The 14,998-nt window shown below is 55.4% G+C and carries 18 protein-coding genes and 1 pseudogene; 9 read left to right on the plus strand and 10 right to left on the minus strand.

Annotation, left to right across the window (positions count from 1 at the left end; translation table 11 throughout):
- Positions 1 to 5 precede the first annotated feature (5 nt).
- Positions 6 to 632, minus strand: coding sequence for a helix-turn-helix transcriptional regulator (locus tag ACQY4Z_RS04375; RefSeq protein WP_428527002.1), 627 nt, complete (start codon positions 630 to 632; stop codon positions 6 to 8).
- Positions 633 to 739: 107 nt separating this feature from the next.
- On the opposite strand from ACQY4Z_RS04375, the gene ACQY4Z_RS04380 reads away from it, so the two are divergent.
- Positions 740 to 1,057: a DUF2293 domain-containing protein gene (locus ACQY4Z_RS04380; protein WP_428527004.1), complete on the plus strand. Its 318-nt coding sequence runs from the start codon at positions 740 to 742 to the stop codon at positions 1,055 to 1,057.
- Between the two features lie 3 nt (positions 1,058 to 1,060).
- Here ACQY4Z_RS04380 and ACQY4Z_RS04385 read toward each other — a convergent pair whose 3' ends face one another.
- Positions 1,061 to 1,303: a hypothetical protein gene (locus ACQY4Z_RS04385; protein WP_209177839.1), complete on the minus strand. Its 243-nt coding sequence runs from the start codon at positions 1,301 to 1,303 to the stop codon at positions 1,061 to 1,063.
- Positions 1,304 to 1,608: 305 nt separating this feature from the next.
- On the opposite strand from ACQY4Z_RS04385, the gene ACQY4Z_RS04390 reads away from it, so the two are divergent.
- Positions 1,609 to 2,859 (plus strand): alpha/beta hydrolase family protein, encoded by a 1,251-nt coding sequence (locus tag ACQY4Z_RS04390; RefSeq protein WP_428527006.1) that lies wholly within the window; start codon positions 1,609 to 1,611, stop codon positions 2,857 to 2,859.
- A gap of 134 nt (positions 2,860 to 2,993) precedes the next feature.
- A complete protein-coding gene (locus ACQY4Z_RS04395) occupies positions 2,994 to 3,776 on the plus strand; it encodes a substrate-binding periplasmic protein (RefSeq protein ID WP_428527008.1) in 783 nt (260 codons plus the stop codon).
- 6 nt (positions 3,777 to 3,782) lie between these two features.
- On the opposite strand, the gene ACQY4Z_RS04400 is transcribed toward ACQY4Z_RS04395, so the two are convergent.
- The 4 genes and pseudogenes from ACQY4Z_RS04400 to ACQY4Z_RS04415 all read right to left on the minus strand — a co-directional run bounded on the left by ACQY4Z_RS04400 (position 3,783) and on the right by ACQY4Z_RS04415 (position 6,479).
- On the minus strand, positions 3,783 to 4,157 hold the full coding sequence (locus ACQY4Z_RS04400) for a RidA family protein (protein WP_428529708.1): 375 nt from the start codon (positions 4,155 to 4,157) through the stop codon (positions 3,783 to 3,785).
- Between the two features lie 78 nt (positions 4,158 to 4,235).
- Positions 4,236 to 4,379 (minus strand): annotated as a pseudogene (locus ACQY4Z_RS04405) (MOSC domain-containing protein); the annotation flags it as partial.
- A gap of 276 nt (positions 4,380 to 4,655) precedes the next feature.
- Entirely contained in the window at positions 4,656 to 5,441 is a 786-nt protein-coding gene (locus ACQY4Z_RS04410; RefSeq protein ID WP_428527010.1) for a YwqG family protein, read from the minus strand.
- Between the two features lie 417 nt (positions 5,442 to 5,858).
- On the minus strand, positions 5,859 to 6,479 hold the full coding sequence (locus ACQY4Z_RS04415) for an MOSC domain-containing protein (protein ID WP_428527012.1): 621 nt from the start codon (positions 6,477 to 6,479) through the stop codon (positions 5,859 to 5,861).
- Positions 6,480 to 6,795: 316 nt separating this feature from the next.
- Between ACQY4Z_RS04415 and ACQY4Z_RS04420 the strand changes: the two genes are divergently transcribed.
- The 3 genes from ACQY4Z_RS04420 (at position 6,796) to ACQY4Z_RS04430 (ending at position 9,445) form a co-directional block, all read left to right on the plus strand.
- Positions 6,796 to 7,485, plus strand: a complete 690-nt coding sequence (locus tag ACQY4Z_RS04420; protein ID WP_428529710.1) for a substrate-binding periplasmic protein — start codon at positions 6,796 to 6,798, stop codon at positions 7,483 to 7,485.
- 224 nt (positions 7,486 to 7,709) lie between these two features.
- Positions 7,710 to 8,504: a substrate-binding periplasmic protein gene (locus ACQY4Z_RS04425; protein WP_428527014.1), complete on the plus strand. Its 795-nt coding sequence runs from the start codon at positions 7,710 to 7,712 to the stop codon at positions 8,502 to 8,504.
- Positions 8,505 to 8,734: 230 nt separating this feature from the next.
- Positions 8,735 to 9,445 (plus strand): type IV pili methyl-accepting chemotaxis transducer N-terminal domain-containing protein, encoded by a 711-nt coding sequence (locus ACQY4Z_RS04430; protein ID WP_428527016.1) that lies wholly within the window; start codon positions 8,735 to 8,737, stop codon positions 9,443 to 9,445.
- 29 nt (positions 9,446 to 9,474) lie between these two features.
- Here the strand turns inward: ACQY4Z_RS04430 and ACQY4Z_RS04435 are convergent, their stop codons facing one another.
- A complete protein-coding gene (locus ACQY4Z_RS04435) occupies positions 9,475 to 10,671 on the minus strand; it encodes a hypothetical protein (protein ID WP_428527018.1) in 1,197 nt (398 codons plus the stop codon).
- A gap of 190 nt (positions 10,672 to 10,861) precedes the next feature.
- Between ACQY4Z_RS04435 and ACQY4Z_RS04440 the strand changes: the two genes are divergently transcribed.
- Positions 10,862 to 11,191, plus strand: coding sequence for a hypothetical protein (locus tag ACQY4Z_RS04440; RefSeq protein ID WP_428527020.1), 330 nt, complete (start codon positions 10,862 to 10,864; stop codon positions 11,189 to 11,191).
- 106 nt (positions 11,192 to 11,297) lie between these two features.
- Here the strand turns inward: ACQY4Z_RS04440 and ACQY4Z_RS04445 are convergent, their stop codons facing one another.
- The 3 genes from ACQY4Z_RS04445 to ACQY4Z_RS04455 form a co-directional block, all read right to left on the minus strand.
- A complete protein-coding gene (locus tag ACQY4Z_RS04445; protein ID WP_428527022.1) occupies positions 11,298 to 12,125 on the minus strand; it encodes a hypothetical protein in 828 nt (275 codons plus the stop codon).
- A 223-nt stretch (positions 12,126 to 12,348) separates the two neighbouring features.
- Entirely contained in the window at positions 12,349 to 12,564 is a 216-nt protein-coding gene (locus tag ACQY4Z_RS04450) for a hypothetical protein (protein ID WP_428527024.1), read from the minus strand.
- A gap of 3 nt (positions 12,565 to 12,567) precedes the next feature.
- Positions 12,568 to 13,218, minus strand: coding sequence for a DUF6338 family protein (locus tag ACQY4Z_RS04455; protein WP_428527026.1), 651 nt, complete (start codon positions 13,216 to 13,218; stop codon positions 12,568 to 12,570).
- Between the two features lie 130 nt (positions 13,219 to 13,348).
- On the opposite strand from ACQY4Z_RS04455, the gene ACQY4Z_RS04460 reads away from it, so the two are divergent.
- Together ACQY4Z_RS04460 and ACQY4Z_RS04465 are read left to right on the plus strand one after the other, a co-directional pair.
- Positions 13,349 to 13,915, plus strand: a complete 567-nt coding sequence (locus ACQY4Z_RS04460; RefSeq protein ID WP_428527028.1) for a hypothetical protein — start codon at positions 13,349 to 13,351, stop codon at positions 13,913 to 13,915.
- A gap of 211 nt (positions 13,916 to 14,126) precedes the next feature.
- Complete coding sequence (locus ACQY4Z_RS04465) at positions 14,127 to 14,888, plus strand: substrate-binding periplasmic protein (RefSeq protein ID WP_428527030.1); 762 nt, start codon at positions 14,127 to 14,129, stop codon at positions 14,886 to 14,888.
- Positions 14,889 to 14,998: the final 110 nt, after the last annotated feature.

Genomic DNA, 14,998 nt, shown 5'->3' on the forward strand with positions numbered 1-14,998 from the left:
AAACTTTAGGACGCAGCCGCAATCCGGTAGACGCAGCGGCGGCCGCCGGAGAGAAGATGTTCCTGGCGCTCGACCAGTACGCTCTCTCCAAGGAGCGATTGGAACAGGTTGAGCTCCGAACGGCAGAATTCCTGGCAGGCTGTGGCCGCTGCACAGATCGAGCAATGGTTTTCGATCAACAGAAACGCATCGCCATCCCGCTGCACCTCGGCCATGTAGCCTTCCTTGCTTCGCAAATCGGCAAGTGCGGCAACTTTTCCCCGAAGCTCCTGTTCCTCGCCGAGAACCTCGGAATAGAGTTTGCGGCTTTGATCTTCGCGGTGGGCGATGAGCTTTTCTAGACCATCCGGGCCATAGATGTCGGTCACCCCGGACAGGAGCCCCGAAACAAGCGCCGCGTGATTGTCGGGGAACTGGCCGTGGCCTTTTGCGCTCAAGGACCAAACCCGTTTTGGGCGGCCGACCGAGCCTTTCAGGTCCTCAAATTCAACAAGTTCCGCCTCCAGCAAGCCGTCTAGATGCTGGCGGACTGCAACGGATGTGACGTTGAGTTCCTCGGCTAGCTCTGCTGCCGTTTGGGGTCCGGCAGCTTTCAATGCATTCAGCAGTCTTATGCGGGTGCGGTCTGACATGATGGCATGAATATAGTCAGCACTCAGATAAAGAAAAGGATCTCTTATCTAACTTTCGAACCGGACCGCACGTTTTCGTATTTGGCCAAACGTGCTACCGGGCATGCATGGTGGCCGGGACAAAACGACAGAAAGACATGCGCAAGGCACTGCGCTTATTACTGCCACGTGTGCCGATGGCGGATGCGGAAGCGATTCTTGAGGGCGCCCTTGCCGGTCATCTGCGCCACTTGCCGCCGTCCATTGCCGTGTGGCAAGCGGCCACCAGCCGCATTCGGCACGCGCACACGGACTATGATGCCCTGCTCGATGACGGATATGACCGGGACTCCGCCCGATTTTTCGTACTGGATGCCATGAACGACATGCTTGAGACTTGGGGAAGTCAGAAGCGGGTCTCTGCGGAAGCGGACGACGAGGTGTAGCTCCTAGCGGCAGACGTCGAGGATCCAGAGGAACGCCATCGGAACCATCGCCAGTGCTGGAAGGATGATCGCCGGATAGCCGAACAGAAAAATACAGACGGCCCAGACCATCGCCAGGTTTCCGACGAACCAGTATTTGGCATCGTCTTCACCATACATCGCGTCCTTCACGAACCAGTTCAGCACCGGAATGATCAGCAGCAGGCGGATGATAAGCAATTCTTGTTCGGCAGTTTTTGCAGACACGCGATCAGGCCTTTCCCTTGCTATATGTACGTGGTTTCACGTAAGCACAGTGCGCCGGCCCCGCACTGTGACAAAACGCCCGTTGGCTGCGGCATTCTGGCTGTTTCGAGGATCCACCCTTGTCACCGATTTTTATCGCCTGCGAACTATACGTACACTGACGACCCTTGCCATTCATGGTGTGGGCTATAAGTTGCGAATTGTAAGTTATTACGATGCTCCGGAGACCCAACGCCGTGCCCCGATTGTCCCCAAAATCCCTTTTGGTTGCCGCCACTCTCTCAAGTCTTGTTTCGGCTGAAGCCATGTCTGAAAACAGAATCGACCTTATCCGCCCTGATGCACCGGAGCTTGCAGCTCACGGCGCGTATGAGGTCGGGCGGATGACGCTGCAGCTCACCAATCCGGACCAGTATGACATCGTCCGGATTGCGGCCGATGAAACGCCGGAACGGTATGACCGCCCGTTGACGGTGGAAGTCTTTTATCCGGCGGAGCCGCATGATGCGCCTGAAGCGATGCGGGTCATCTTGCGGGACGGACAGCGCGAGGCCGACATTCACGGGCTCTCAAAACCGGATGCTACACCTGCCGAGACCTCTGCCCCCTACCCGCTTGTACTGATTTCACACGGCTATCCGGGCAACCGGTTCCTGATGAGCCATCTGGCGGAAAATCTGGCCAGCAAGGGTTATGTCGCTGTTTCTATCGACCATACCGATAGCATGTATCACGACAAGGCAGCCTTCGGTTCCACGCTAGTGAACCGGCCGCTTGATCAGATGTTTGTCCTGAATGAAATGGACCGGCTCAGCAACGACGGCAGCTCACCGCTCGCCGGTCTGATCGATACCAGCCGGACCGGTCTCATCGGCTACTCCATGGGCGGCTATGGCGCGATCATCTCTGCTGGCGGCGGTGTAACCGATATATCCATCGGTTATGAGTGGGGCGCCCCGGACGGGCTTTTGGGCATGCACAAGGCCGGCAGCGCGGAGCATGAAGCGCTGATTGATCCGCGTCTCAAGGCGATTGTCGCCATCGGTCCATGGGGGAGAAACCGGGATTTTTGGGACGCTGAGGGCCTTTCCGGTGTGCGCGTCCCTGCGCTTTACGTGGCCGGCAGCGTGGACGATGTTTCCCAGTATGAAACCGGCATCCGCAAGATCTGGGAGGAAAGCAGTGGAACCGACCGGCATCTTCTGACCTTCATCAGCGCCAATCACAATGCGGCAGCTCCCATGCCCGCGCCGATGGAATCCTATCCCTTCAGCGACGAACTCGGCTGGGCGCCGTTTGAACACTATGCAGATGCGGTTTGGGACACGGTGCGGATGAACAACATCATGCAGCACTTCGCGACGGCCTTCATGGATCTCCACCTGAAGAACGACACAGACAAGGCCGCCTATCTGGACCTGATCGAGACGGCGGAAGATGGCGTTTTTGCCCGCAATGACGATGGCACGGACAAACCGGAGCACACCTATTGGCACGGCTTCCCGGACAGGTCCGCAAAGGGCCTGATGTTCGAAACCCGCTCAAAAGGTGAATAACGTCGGATTTTGACAGGCGGCGTGCGGAACAGGCCGCCGCTTGTTAACCTGACATGCAAACGCTCCTTTTACTCTGACGTTCAATCAGGATAAAAATCCTTTGGTTTTTGAAGATTCGAACGTTGGGGAACTTTGTGTTCCGATCTTACCGGACTTGGGCCAAAATCTACTGGGCTTGCCTTTCGGCCTTGGTGCTTTCACTGACCAGCGCGGTGGCTCTCAGCGTCATGACGCGGCCATCGGCAGCCGAAACCGGACCGGTGATTTTAACGACGCACGACCTTCCGCCTTACGGATCAGTTCAGGCCGACGGGAGCTTTGACGGGATTGCGGTTCGTGTCGTTTCCTGCGCTCTCGATGCAATTGATCGCGCGTTTGAAATCCATGTGCTGCCTTGGAAACGCGCGCAGCTCGAAGTTCAAAACGGATATGCGGACGGCTTTTTTGCGGCGTCCCAAAATGCGCGGCGCGATGCCTATGCAACGGCCAGCGCGATCATCGCCCGGCAGACATGGACGTGGTATCTCCTCAAGGATCAAATCCTCAGTCCGAAAGATCCAGCCAATCGCTTGTCCATGCTGACGTCCAGCTTTCTCGGCGCGAACATGCAAACATGGCTCCGCCGGAACGGCTATCGCACAACGGATTTTCCGCCCAGAGACACGAATGCCCTTCTGGAAATGCTGCTGGCTGGCCGTGTGGACGCTGCGCTCGCCAACAACCTGGTTATGGAGAGCATATTGGACACCCGCGGAGTTTTGAGCGAAATCCGCTCAGAGGTGCAGCAGGACAAACCGCTTTCGGTCTATTTTTCGAACGACTTTCTTCAACTCAACCCGGGTTTCCTGGCCAAGTTCGATGCGGCGGTGCCGGACTGCCGCGATGCTGAAGCGGCCTCCGGCGACATCAACTCCTGACAAGACTCACGGACGACGCACGACCAGGTCGATCTCCACCAACGCGCCGACAGCAAGCGCGGTTACACCGATGCAGGTCCGTCCCGGCAGCTTGCCCGCCTCGAAGTAGGAGCGGTACGTTTCGTTCATCTGCGCATAATCGCGTTCGAATTCGGTCAGATAGACCCGGGCGAAGGTCACATTTTCCAATCCCAGTCCGAGCCCCTCCAACACGATCTTCAGATTGTCCATCACCCGGTCAGTCTGCGCCTCAATGCCAGCCGGCAAGGGCGCATCCGGGGCATCTGGATCGGTTGGCATCTGACCGGTCACAAAGACCCAGCCGTCGGCTTCGACGGCGTGCGAAAACGGCGCCACCGGGCGCGGTCCTTGATCGATCATGTGGTGAATTGGCAGCACGGCTTATCTTCCTTCAAGTCAAATAGATGAGAGGAAGACAAGCTGATTACAGGCTGAGACTCAAGCCTTCGGATAAATCCACTGCTCCGGAATGTGCGCGGTTACCGTTTCGCCCGCTGCAATCGTACCCGGCTTTTCGACAAACCCGACCAGGCCGCGCAGCCGACGGGCTTTTTGCGGAAACAGAAGATCGAGCCCACTGCGCCCGAATTGCGGTCAAAGCCAAACACAAGCGCCTCAATAGCCCCGGTTGCAAAGTCGCTCCTGTTCCGTGATCTGAAAGGCCCTTCTAGGCCAGTCCGGTCGATTGCAGGGCGGCCCCGAGGGCCCTGTTCAATTACGCCAACTGTTCGGCCACACCGGTCTCATTCAGGGGTTTTAATGGACGAATCGCGCTGGCTGTGCCGGAACCCGAGAAATGAGCTAATCAGTTCACAGCCGTTTGATGGACCGGCGCGGACCGGACTTCACCGGCAGTCTTCACGATGTATCATAGGTGAAGTGGACATCGGAAAAATCCCGCCGCCGGAGAGCGTCTGTACTGATGAACCAGAACGCAACGCCCCAATCCCCCCAAACTATGTTTTCCGTGTCGTAGTCTGCATCCATCTGGAACAGAAGGAAGTCCTTGTCCTTCGGGCCGTAATCGGCATGGATCCAGGCAGGATAACCGCCAATCCGGTGCCCGTTGTCGCTGTAGAATTCCCCGTCGTCATAACGAAACCGCGCATGGACATACTCTTCATAAGCATCGGTGAACTCATAACCTGCGCTTTCCAGCTCGTCGGACGCGGCTTCAAAGACTGTATCGAAGCCTGTGATGTAGTTAGTCATCGGCATCTTGCGGAGATCGAACGTCAGGCGGTATTCGAGCGATGGTTTGCGGAAAACCGGGTTGTTCGCCGGCAGGGCCATCGAAACATCAGACCGTAGATCGGTCTTCCGGACCTCCGGATGGAAAATGACCTTGAAGTTATCCCTTTCGTGCGGATCATCCGCATCAACCCAGAACTGAAGAATGCCTTCAGACGGAAGCGGATCGAAGACCGGCATTTCCTCAAAGTTAAATTGCGCGGCCAGAAACAGCTCCTTGCCGTCCTTTCCACGCGGGACTGCACTGCCTTCGGGTAGATAGGGCTTGCCCTGGAACTTGCTGTTCCATGGCTTCAGAGTATCAGACGGCGTGATTTCAATATGAATAAAAGGCTTGAGGGTCTCTTCGACGGCCCCCCGGTGCTTGTCCATAAGCAGGATCAGATCTTCCATGTTCCGCCTTCTCTTTTCCGAAGGAATATTGTCCGGTTCCGGTCGCGAAGATCTTACATCTCACAACTCCGCCCAATCAGAAAGGTCCGTGTTGTAGCGCTCCTGCCCAGTCACAAGGATCGATGTGGCAGCAACGCTATTCAAACATCAATAGAGCTCGGGAGGACGCCGTTGTCACAGTATGCGGACACCGTTTGAGATGTTGTCCCGACGCATAGAATCCTCCGGCACTTTTCGACCGTTTTCCTCCATTTGTATTTCACACAAAACGCTGACACGGCGGAGAATCGCGATCAAACTTCAGGTACACCAGACGGCACGGAAAAGCCCGACCGCACTTTATGGACCGGGCTTCTGGACAGCACCGCAACAGGCCCGTTATTTGAAGTCCTATGCGAATGGCACTGACCGTATCGGCTATTGTTTGTTCGGATAGACCCACTGCTCTGGAATATGGGCCGTCACCCTTTCGCCAGGTTTGATCGTGCCCGGTTTTTCAACGTACCCGACCAGACCGCGCAGACGCCGGGCTTTTTGCGGAAACAGAAGATCGAGCCCACTGCGGTCCGGGAATTGGCGATCGATTGCGGATCCGGCAAACCGGCACGGGGCGTTGTCGCCATCAACCCGGATCACCACACCGCCCTCAAATTCAAGACGTGTGCGCGGCGGGATCAGAGAAAGACTGGGAATGCCGGAGAGCGTGATGTTGCCGCCAATCCATTCGGACCGGAGTTCGGGGATTTCCATGCGGTCAGCAATGATTGCCAGTTCTTCCATAGACAGGATGGAGATCTGCCGTTCGTTGCACATTTCGGTTCCGCGCGGATACCATGGCTCGCGCCCTCCGGATTTGCGGGTGAACCCGGCATGACGATCCCCCGGCACCCCTTCGAATGTCAGGGCCAGACGTTCGACCGGTTCGGTCTGAAAGTCTTCCGTCACCGGTGTACCGAATACACCTTCCACTTGCCCGGCAATCTTGAATTTGCGGGTAACGTCCAGCGTATCGGCAAGGCAGGTATCTCGGTCGGCCATGGTGTCAGTCCTTAGATTATTTGTTGCCAGCTACGTACTGGAATGGAACGTTGACCGCCAGCAAAAGCCTGTGATGAGTTCATGCAAATCGTTGATGGAAGCCGGTGGTCAGCCTTGCGCAGGGACAATTTTTTGATCTACTTGCGATAGTAACGAACAAATAAGACCGCCGTGGTTTTCTGAGACGAACAGAAAGGAACCGCTGTTGTTGCTCGTCTTGCAGTGCCGCCGATCCGGCAGAAACCTCCTCCGCGCTATCATGGGCGGGTTGGGCTTCCTGTTGGCTGCTTTACCGCCTGCGTTCGCCGCGGATCAGGTGCTTTTTTTGCAGGACAATGCCTACGCCCCTTACATGACTGTCGAAAACGGTATGCCGGCGGGGCTCTATGCCGAGATCCTTTTCGAAGCGCAACGCCGGATGGACGCGAGCAACCTTTCGGTTCAGGCAGTTCCCTGGACGCGCGCGACGGTTCTTGTCGAAAACGGATCTGCGCAAGGTCTTGTTGGCAGCTACTACAAGCCGACCGACAGGCCGTGGATCCGTCATTGGTCCGTGCCCATCTTCTTCGAAGAAGTCAGCATCTTTTGCCGATCCGGGATCGCGCAGCCCGGGTGGATCTATCCGGACGATTATAAAGGCCTCTTGTTCGGCAATGTCGCCGGCTACAAGGCGCCCGGAGACCGGTTCTTTGAGCTCGTCGCGCAGGGCGTGATCAAACTGGAAGAAGCGCAAACGACCGAGCAGAACCTGGACAAACTCGCCCTCGGCCGGATTGATTGCTACGTCGTGGAGCGCATCGCCACAGAAGTCCTGATCCGGGAAAAGAACATCAAAAATGTGCGGATTGTCGGCACGGCATCTTTGGAAGCTGCCTATATCGGGTATTCCGACAAGTGGACCGGGCCGAACGCAGATGCCTTTATCAAGGCCATGGATGAAACTCTGACGGCTATGAAGGTTGACGGCACGATTGACCAGATCATCGCGAAATTCATTGGAAGTTGAAACCACCGGCATCACCGCAATGTCATCCCATTTATACGCTCGTGTTTATGGATAATTGACACTTTCGATGTTTCGTAATTACTGGACCTCAAAACTATCGTTACGTAATCACACTGATCGACATACGGGACAGGCTCGGCAATTTTGGAACGTCAAAACAACAAGAAGCCAGTGAGAACCTCCAGAATGACACCTGCGTACGCACCACAGGTCAAAAAAGACCTATGAAAACCGTACGACAAAGCCTTCTAACGATTTGTGCCGCTGTCACGGCGATATGCGCAAACGCCGCGCTGGCTGATGCCGATGATCAAGTACGGCTCGTCACGCTCGTTCAAGATGCGGACTATGCCCCCTTCATGACGGCCGAAGAGGATGGGCCTGCCGGGATCTATGCGGAAATTATCAAAGAAGCGGACAAACGGCTGCCGGGCTACACGATCGAGCTGACGTCTGCCCCTTGGACACGGGCCAAGTTCCTCGTGCAAAGCGGCAAGGTGAACGGGCTGGTCGGTACCTATCACAAGCCAATACGCAGGCCGTGGATCCGCCATTTTTCAACGCCCATGGCGACAGAGACCATCCATGTTTATTGCCGGGAAGGCGTTGCCCAGGACCACTGGGAATACCCGAAGGATTATGCGGGGCTGCTGTTTAGCAACAATGCCGGTTTCTCAACTCCGGGCACGGAGTTTTTTGAGATGGTTTTAAATGGCAAAATCCAGCTCATTGAAGAACAGACGACTGATGCCAATTTGCGTCTTTTGCAAATTGGCCGCGCCGATTGTTATGTGCAACAGCAAGAGGCTGTCGAACTCTCCATCCAGTCCAACAACTTCGACAAGATCAAACCGATCCGGGAAGTCCACACGGAAACCGCCCATATCGGCTACAGCCAGCATTGGAGCGCGGAAGACGGCGATACCTTCATTGCCGACATGGACAGTGTCCTGAAACAAATGACCGCCGATGGCACGATCCGGAAGATCATCATGAACTGGACTGACGGCACAATATAGCACCGCCGTACTGTTCCCGATCTTGTTCGACTGCCCGGTTTTTCAGCGAACTGGGCTGATACGGAAACCAGATCCCGCAATCTCGCTATCTACGCGGTTTTGACAATGCCAACAGATTGACACTATTGGCTGACTGCCAACATTTATGCAACCTGCACAAGATTTCCTCTTCGCACTGCACAACTCAGGACGGTACGCTTTGTCAACGTATACAAAGCTGAGCAACCTTTATGGCACAGGCGGATTTTAACGAAAACACCTACGCACGACTGATCAACATTGCTGGACGCCAACGGATGTTGTCACAGCGGGTTGGTTTCCTGTCTGTTGTTTTGAACGCACGGCACACAGGTAACCCTTCGGACAGGCTCACCACTTCTGATCATCACCTGGATATGCTGAAGGCCGCCGCCGATGACTTTGAAACCGGTTTCAAGATCCTGTGCGAGGGTGACGAAGACCTCGGTTTGCCCCATTGGGAATGCGCGGAGGTTGCCGCGATACTGAATGGCCGTGACGGCATCAAAGGGCACGCGGTCATCAACCGGTTTGTCAGTGAGACCCGGCACACCATAGCCACGTTGGAAGCTGGCAAAACACGGCGGCAGAAGGAGCTTGAAGACTTTTCCACTTTTGTCCTGACCGACACCCTCGCGGTCTTGCAAAAGATCGTCGGGGCGCTCGAAGCGGATTTCCAGGCAGCCACAGCCACACGCGATGAACAACGTACACTTGAGATTGACCGGGTCCGCACCGCGGTTGAAGACATCCAACGTGCCTCAAAGATATCCCGCATGATCGCGCTGAACGCAAAGATCTCGGCCACAAGGGCAGGATCTCACGGCACAGAATTCCGGGCATTGACCGACGAAATTAAAAAGATCTCGGACGACATCACACAAAGCTCGGAAGACATCATCCGGTTCCTCAACATCGCCTGACAGCAATCGCGGACCAAACTGACGCATCGTCAATTGAGCGGTGAGGTCTCGGCAATCGGCGCCCCAAGTGCCTCCGCCATCTTTGCGATTGCAGCTATTTGGGGTGCCTCTTTGCTCAAGAAATCAGAACTGCTGTAGCCCCACCAATCCCAGCATCCCTTTGGGTTGCCACCCGCAAGACCGTACCCGTTGAAAAAATTGCCCGGAATGACCTCTGCCTGCGGATAAAGGACAACAATGCGGTTGCTCTCGGCCCAGCGGTTGAACTGTGTGAGCCGGGCGTATTTCTCACCGATCTGGCCGCTGGTCTGCTCACAGCCATGCAGCGCGATATGCAGCCGGCAGCTTTCTCCCTCAGAACAGGCCGTTGGAATATAGGCAAATCCGGTGTTCCCCATCCCGGCCGCGCCGTTGGTATATAGCGACTGATCGAATGTCTTGAAGTTGGCGTCGACGGGCGCGGTTGCCGGGGCGAGCGGGCCGTATAGCCAGTTGAGAATATCCCGCGCCTGCTCGATCTTCTCCGTTGCTCCCTGGGGCGCGTCGCAACTGTTTAAGTAATCGGGTGCGGTGGTGGAACAGGCCACCACACCGCAGGTCAGGTCCGCCTTTGCAGCGTCAGGGTCGGCCGGACAGGTGTTTTCGGCATCGGCAGCTGTCAGAAAGCCATGCCCTGCATTGATATCATCGACGTAGCGAATGCTTTCTGTCGGCACATTGAGATCCGCGTAGACCTGTCTCAAGGCATCCATCGTCGGGCCATGTACCGTGTCGTCAGCGTCGCCGTGAAACAGATAAATGCGGTCATCGGCAATGCCGGCAATCGGATCAATTTTCCCTGAATTGGCGCGCATCACCTCCAGGGACTCGACCGGGTCGGGAGTTGATGGGGTATTCGCCATGCAAACGCCAACCGCCTTCAACGCGCGATAATAGACAAACGCATTCCACCAGGACTGGACAACAGCGCAGCCATAAGGTCCGCCCGCGACAACGCCTGCACCGGATATGTTGCTGGAAAAGGCCGTTTGCAGCTGTACACTCATGAATGCGCCGCTGGACAGCCCTGAAACTGTCGTCTCCTGCACAGCCAGGGTCAGTTTGGGAAGTGGGTCTGCAATTGCCGCCGAACTCATGAACGGCGTTACAAACGCCGCTGACCCGAAGGCGAGAACGATCGGCAAAGACAGTGCATGGAATTTGAACCGGCAGACGGACTTCCGCATTGTATCCTCCTGACGAACTCAATCAGGAATTGAACACTAACAGGAAGGGGACCCTCGCGCAACGGCAGTGCACAATTTTTTTGCGACGCACACATCAATAAGGGTGAAGACTCATGTTTACTTAAGGTAACCATAAAACTATTCTACACCTGTCATATTTAGACAGTTACCTATGAATTAGGAGACGGTAATGAAAGTAAATTTTTATGCAACAGCACTATCTGTTTTGGTCATCGCATTTGGGCTCGGAACAGCTCAAGCTCAAACTGTTGATCCGCAAGAGCTTCTCGGAAAAACATGGAACTTCAAGCAAGGGAAAATTACCGGCAAAGTGACCTATAAAACGTCCAAAGTGAAAGCTCAATTTGGCGGAAAAACTTACAATGGCACCCTTCGGATCAAAGGCAAACAAATCTGTACAGCTTACAAGCAACTCCGTAAGGGCAAGGAGGACTGCTTCAGTTTCACAAAAACAAAAAGTGGATACAAGAACAGTAACGGCGCGACCATCTGGCGCTGATGCTGTAGAGGTGAACATGGAGAAGGACCAAAGAGGCGGTTCACCACCGCCTCTCAAGTTCTAGATCAAAGGCTTTAACCTTCGAAGCCAAATCACACAGTTTCACTTACTGGATCGGAACCGTGCACACCATTTGCGTGTGCTGCGAATTGATCCAGCAGTTGGGCGGCAAGGCACCTGTCGGGATCGGGTAATAGTAGTAAGCCGGCTGCTTGTTGGCGTTCGCGATCGCGGCCCCTGTTGCAACACCGGCCGCATAAGCAGCGCCCGGGTGATAGTACGGGCCGTAGGGCGGATAATACGGATGGTACGGGTGAACCGGGTGATGCCAGGCCCGGCAGCGCGGATCTTGCGGTGCGTGATAGCAATAAGGGCCATAGGGCTCGAAGCCGACGCTGCCCGGCGCAGCGCCCGGTGCCGTTGCAGTCGCGCCATGGTGATGCGGCCGCGGTCCGTGATCGATAAAGAGCGCCACACCGGTCGCGCTTTCCGGCAAGTCGCCGCGCAGCACCTTGACGTCATAAACAACGCTCGAGCCTTCGGTCTTTGCCGAAGTCAGTTCGACAAGCGCCGGTGCCGTGCCGGTTTGGCTTAAGACGCTGACAACCGCATTCGGTGGCACTTTGGAGAACGTGTTGCCCGCATTCCAGTATTCAGAAAAATCGGCGTTGCTGACCTGACCGCCGAGGCGGTAGGGGCGTTCGGAAAAGAACAGGACCCCTGTGTTCGCATCGTTCAGGGTTAGCGTTGACCCGTCAAAGGTCATGGCTCCGGCCTGCTGGACATAATCATAAGCTGGCGGCGGCGCCGGATCGCCTTGAACCGGCGCTGCGGTCTGCGGCTGTGTTTGGGCCACATTCTGGGATTGGGCAAAGGCCACACCGCAAATGAGACTTCCCGCCACCATGGCAGATACGGGCAAAGCAAATTTCATGAAACCCTCCTATCGAAACACCTTTGGTTCCTGCCAGCAGAGTGGCAAATGTCCTTTGGCGTACATGTGATGGAGAACACTCTTTGCGCCAATTGCACCGAAAAGACGGCGCTGCGATGAAGATTTCGTAAGGCTGGCCCCAGGCGCCATTCAACCGGACGCGCAATAGACCGCGCCCGCCCTCATGTCCTGGCCAGGCCTTGGAGACCGGATTTTACATGCCTTATTCGGTCGATGTACCGGATGGCGGCGTATAGGGCGTCCCGCCGCCGGGCACCTTTCTGGGTCCCTTCGGCGCATCTCCCTGACTGACACTCAAGGGCGCCACATCGTCATGCGACGGCCCATGCCCGCCACCGAGCCCAGGTAAAACACCACCCGGAAATGGCTCGTTCACGACCCTCTTTTGATCATCCTTCGGTTTCTTGCGATCCACCATGGTTTAGTCCTCCTCCAACTCGATCGCGACGACATTCGACATGTCCGGCAACAGAACTTCACCAGCCGGGACTTGCTGAACTTGCGTGCCGGCTGAGGGGACGAAGGTCTTGCTTTCGCCCACCGGCACAAACCAGACGGCTTGCTTCAAAAAGAGCTGCTGTGTCTCCCCGCCCTGGTCGTCGGCGTAATAATGCGGCCAGCCGGAGAGCGCCGTGCCGTCCTTGAAGCGCACCACAACCCAAACACCCCGCCTTTCGTGAAACACCTCATTCCAAGGCTGCCGGCTGCTGATCCGCTTTGAGAATTTCAAGGTTTTGAGGATGCGGTGGCTGACGGAGTAGTTTTTCAAGAACCCGAACAGGGCGCCATACCCGGCGGCAACGATCAGCGGCGTTGCCGAGATGTCGCCGAGATAGGCGGCAATCTTCTGCTGTGCGCCGGGCTTGGTTTCTGACGCAAGATCGGGAAAGAAGCTCTGGCCGAACAATCCAATGGATGTGATCTGCGTTGCGAGCAAAAAGAAGATCACCCAGGACACGGACGGCAACGTGTCCTTCACCTTGAAATCAGACACCTGATTGTAGACGAAAAACCCCAAAATGCCCGGAAGGATCAGGAGCAGAACGGAAAACGTCTCGAAACTGTCGATCATGCCAACCCCGCAACCCAGGGGAGATTGATGGTCATATTAACAATTTTAAGGATTTTTGAACACTGTAAATCGACGCTTCGCTTTTGAGTTTTGCCGATTAGACTTGTGCAGCCTCAATCGGAGAAACACCATGGCCAAGCTATCAGCGGCTATCCTTTTGACATTACTCCTCACCTTCGGGGCTTCTGCAGACGAGCCAACAGTGAGCGTTGCGAGCGTCCTGTCCGCGGTCAGCGGGTACCAAGACAGCAACTACTACAGGGCTGTGCTGGTGAAGGGAGAAGAAGATGCAGATCTGTATCTCTTCAGCCGGGATGGTTGGGATTTCACTCTTGAAGCGTATGCCCCCGGGATCGCAGTGACCGGAATTGGGGGCAGTGACGCGTCCTTATCCACGGCGGAAAATGGAGCGCTCCGGCTTCAATCCGAAAACATTGCCATTGGCCGCCACCGGTGGCAGCAGACGCTCACCATTGTTCACCGCGACGGTCGGTATGTGGTCGGCGGCTACACCTACTCCTTCTATGACACGCTGGCTGTTGACGCGAATGGCGATGTCTTGACCGGAGAGTGCGACGTCAATCTTCTGACCGGCAAGGGTTTCAAGGACGGCCGGCCAATCCGCACCAGTTTCAGGTCAGTGCCCGTCGACAATTGGCGCGCAGACATGGGGCCACCGGAATGTGAATGGGAGTAAAAAAACAACGGTTTCTAACACTGGCAGTTGTTTCAAGTCGCAAAACTCTCGCTGGAAGTAAAAACAATGAAAACCTGGTTCAGACTGATATCTATCGATTTCCTATAAATTTTCTGCCGAATAGCCAGCAGTTCCCATGTTAGGTCCAATACATTTTTAATAACCAGAACAGACCATCTGGGATAGCTCCCAATCTTTGGAGGACAACCAGATGAAACACTGTCTTTTCATCGCAAGCCTTTCACTTGCATTTTTGCCGATCTCTGCATCTTCTGAGGAAGTCATGCTGGTTCAGGACGAAGCCTACCCCCCGTTTATGGAAAAACAGGATGGCAAACCGGCTGGGATCCTCGCAGACATCATCCAGGCCGCCGCAACCCGGATGGCAAATCAGGGAACCTTCAAACTGGACACCGTCCCCTGGTCCCGTGCTGTGAAGCTTGTGGAGGGCGACCGGGCCCATGGGTTGGTTGGAACATATTACAAGCCAGAGGCACGTCCCTGGATCGGCACCTATTCAGAACCATTGATGACCGAAGAAGTTGGCATCTACTGCAAGCCAGGTGTCGCAAACGCTGGCTGGACCTATCCCGATGACTACAAGGGCCTCACATTCGGCAACAACACCGGCTTTCAATCGCCTGGCGCTGCGTTTTTTGCCCTAGTTGAAGCCGGTGACATAAAGCTCGAAGAAGCTCAAACTACAGAGCAGAACCTAAAGAAACTGTCATCCGGCCGTATCGATTGTTATGTACAAGAGCGGCTAACGACGGAAATCGCCATCAATGAACACAAGCTCGATAACATCGATTTTGTGGCGAACGCGAGCGAAGAGAAATCCTTTATCGGGTTCCGGAAGTCCTGGAGCGGACCAGAGGCCGACGCATTCATAAAGGCCATGGATGCTGCCATCGTGTCCTTGAGAGAAGATGGAACAATAGACAAGATCATTGCCAGCCACGTCGGGAGTTAACTCCGGCCAAAAGATGTCTGCCCCTTGAGCACCGCTCATGGGGCAGCCTCGATGTCGAGTCCCACAAAACCGCAAGCGCGTTCTATGTTCGGCTTAATGCCAATTTCTAC

This window comes from Roseibium sp. (genome assembly GCF_965276855.1).
Taxonomy (GTDB): Bacteria; Pseudomonadota; Alphaproteobacteria; order Rhizobiales; family Stappiaceae; genus Roseibium.

What these genes read in the sequence shown, in the direction of transcription:
- ACQY4Z_RS04375 (WP_428527002.1), bottom strand. Translation starts at nt 632, where the DNA reads ATGTCAGACCGCACCCGCATAAGACTGCTGAATGCATTGAAAGCTGCC.
- ACQY4Z_RS04380 (WP_428527004.1), top strand. Translation starts at nt 740, where the DNA reads ATGGTGGCCGGGACAAAACGACAGAAAGACATGCGCAAGGCACTGCGC.
- ACQY4Z_RS04390 (WP_428527006.1), top strand. Translation starts at nt 1,609, where the DNA reads ATGTCTGAAAACAGAATCGACCTTATCCGCCCTGATGCACCGGAGCTT.
- ACQY4Z_RS04400 (WP_428529708.1), bottom strand. Translation starts at nt 4,157, where the DNA reads ATGATCGATCAAGGACCGCGCCCGGTGGCGCCGTTTTCGCACGCCGTC.
- ACQY4Z_RS04410 (WP_428527010.1), bottom strand. Translation starts at nt 5,441, where the DNA reads ATGGAAGATCTGATCCTGCTTATGGACAAGCACCGGGGGGCCGTCGAA.
- ACQY4Z_RS04415 (WP_428527012.1), bottom strand. Translation starts at nt 6,479, where the DNA reads ATGGCCGACCGAGATACCTGCCTTGCCGATACGCTGGACGTTACCCGC.
- ACQY4Z_RS04425 (WP_428527014.1), top strand. Translation starts at nt 7,710, where the DNA reads ATGAAAACCGTACGACAAAGCCTTCTAACGATTTGTGCCGCTGTCACG.
- ACQY4Z_RS04430 (WP_428527016.1), top strand. Translation starts at nt 8,735, where the DNA reads ATGGCACAGGCGGATTTTAACGAAAACACCTACGCACGACTGATCAAC.
- ACQY4Z_RS04435 (WP_428527018.1), bottom strand. Translation starts at nt 10,671, where the DNA reads ATGCGGAAGTCCGTCTGCCGGTTCAAATTCCATGCACTGTCTTTGCCG.
- ACQY4Z_RS04440 (WP_428527020.1), top strand. Translation starts at nt 10,862, where the DNA reads ATGAAAGTAAATTTTTATGCAACAGCACTATCTGTTTTGGTCATCGCA.
- ACQY4Z_RS04445 (WP_428527022.1), bottom strand. Translation starts at nt 12,125, where the DNA reads ATGAAATTTGCTTTGCCCGTATCTGCCATGGTGGCGGGAAGTCTCATT.
- ACQY4Z_RS04450 (WP_428527024.1), bottom strand. Translation starts at nt 12,564, where the DNA reads ATGGTGGATCGCAAGAAACCGAAGGATGATCAAAAGAGGGTCGTGAAC.
- ACQY4Z_RS04455 (WP_428527026.1), bottom strand. Translation starts at nt 13,218, where the DNA reads ATGATCGACAGTTTCGAGACGTTTTCCGTTCTGCTCCTGATCCTTCCG.
- ACQY4Z_RS04460 (WP_428527028.1), top strand. Translation starts at nt 13,349, where the DNA reads ATGGCCAAGCTATCAGCGGCTATCCTTTTGACATTACTCCTCACCTTC.
- ACQY4Z_RS04465 (WP_428527030.1), top strand. Translation starts at nt 14,127, where the DNA reads ATGAAACACTGTCTTTTCATCGCAAGCCTTTCACTTGCATTTTTGCCG.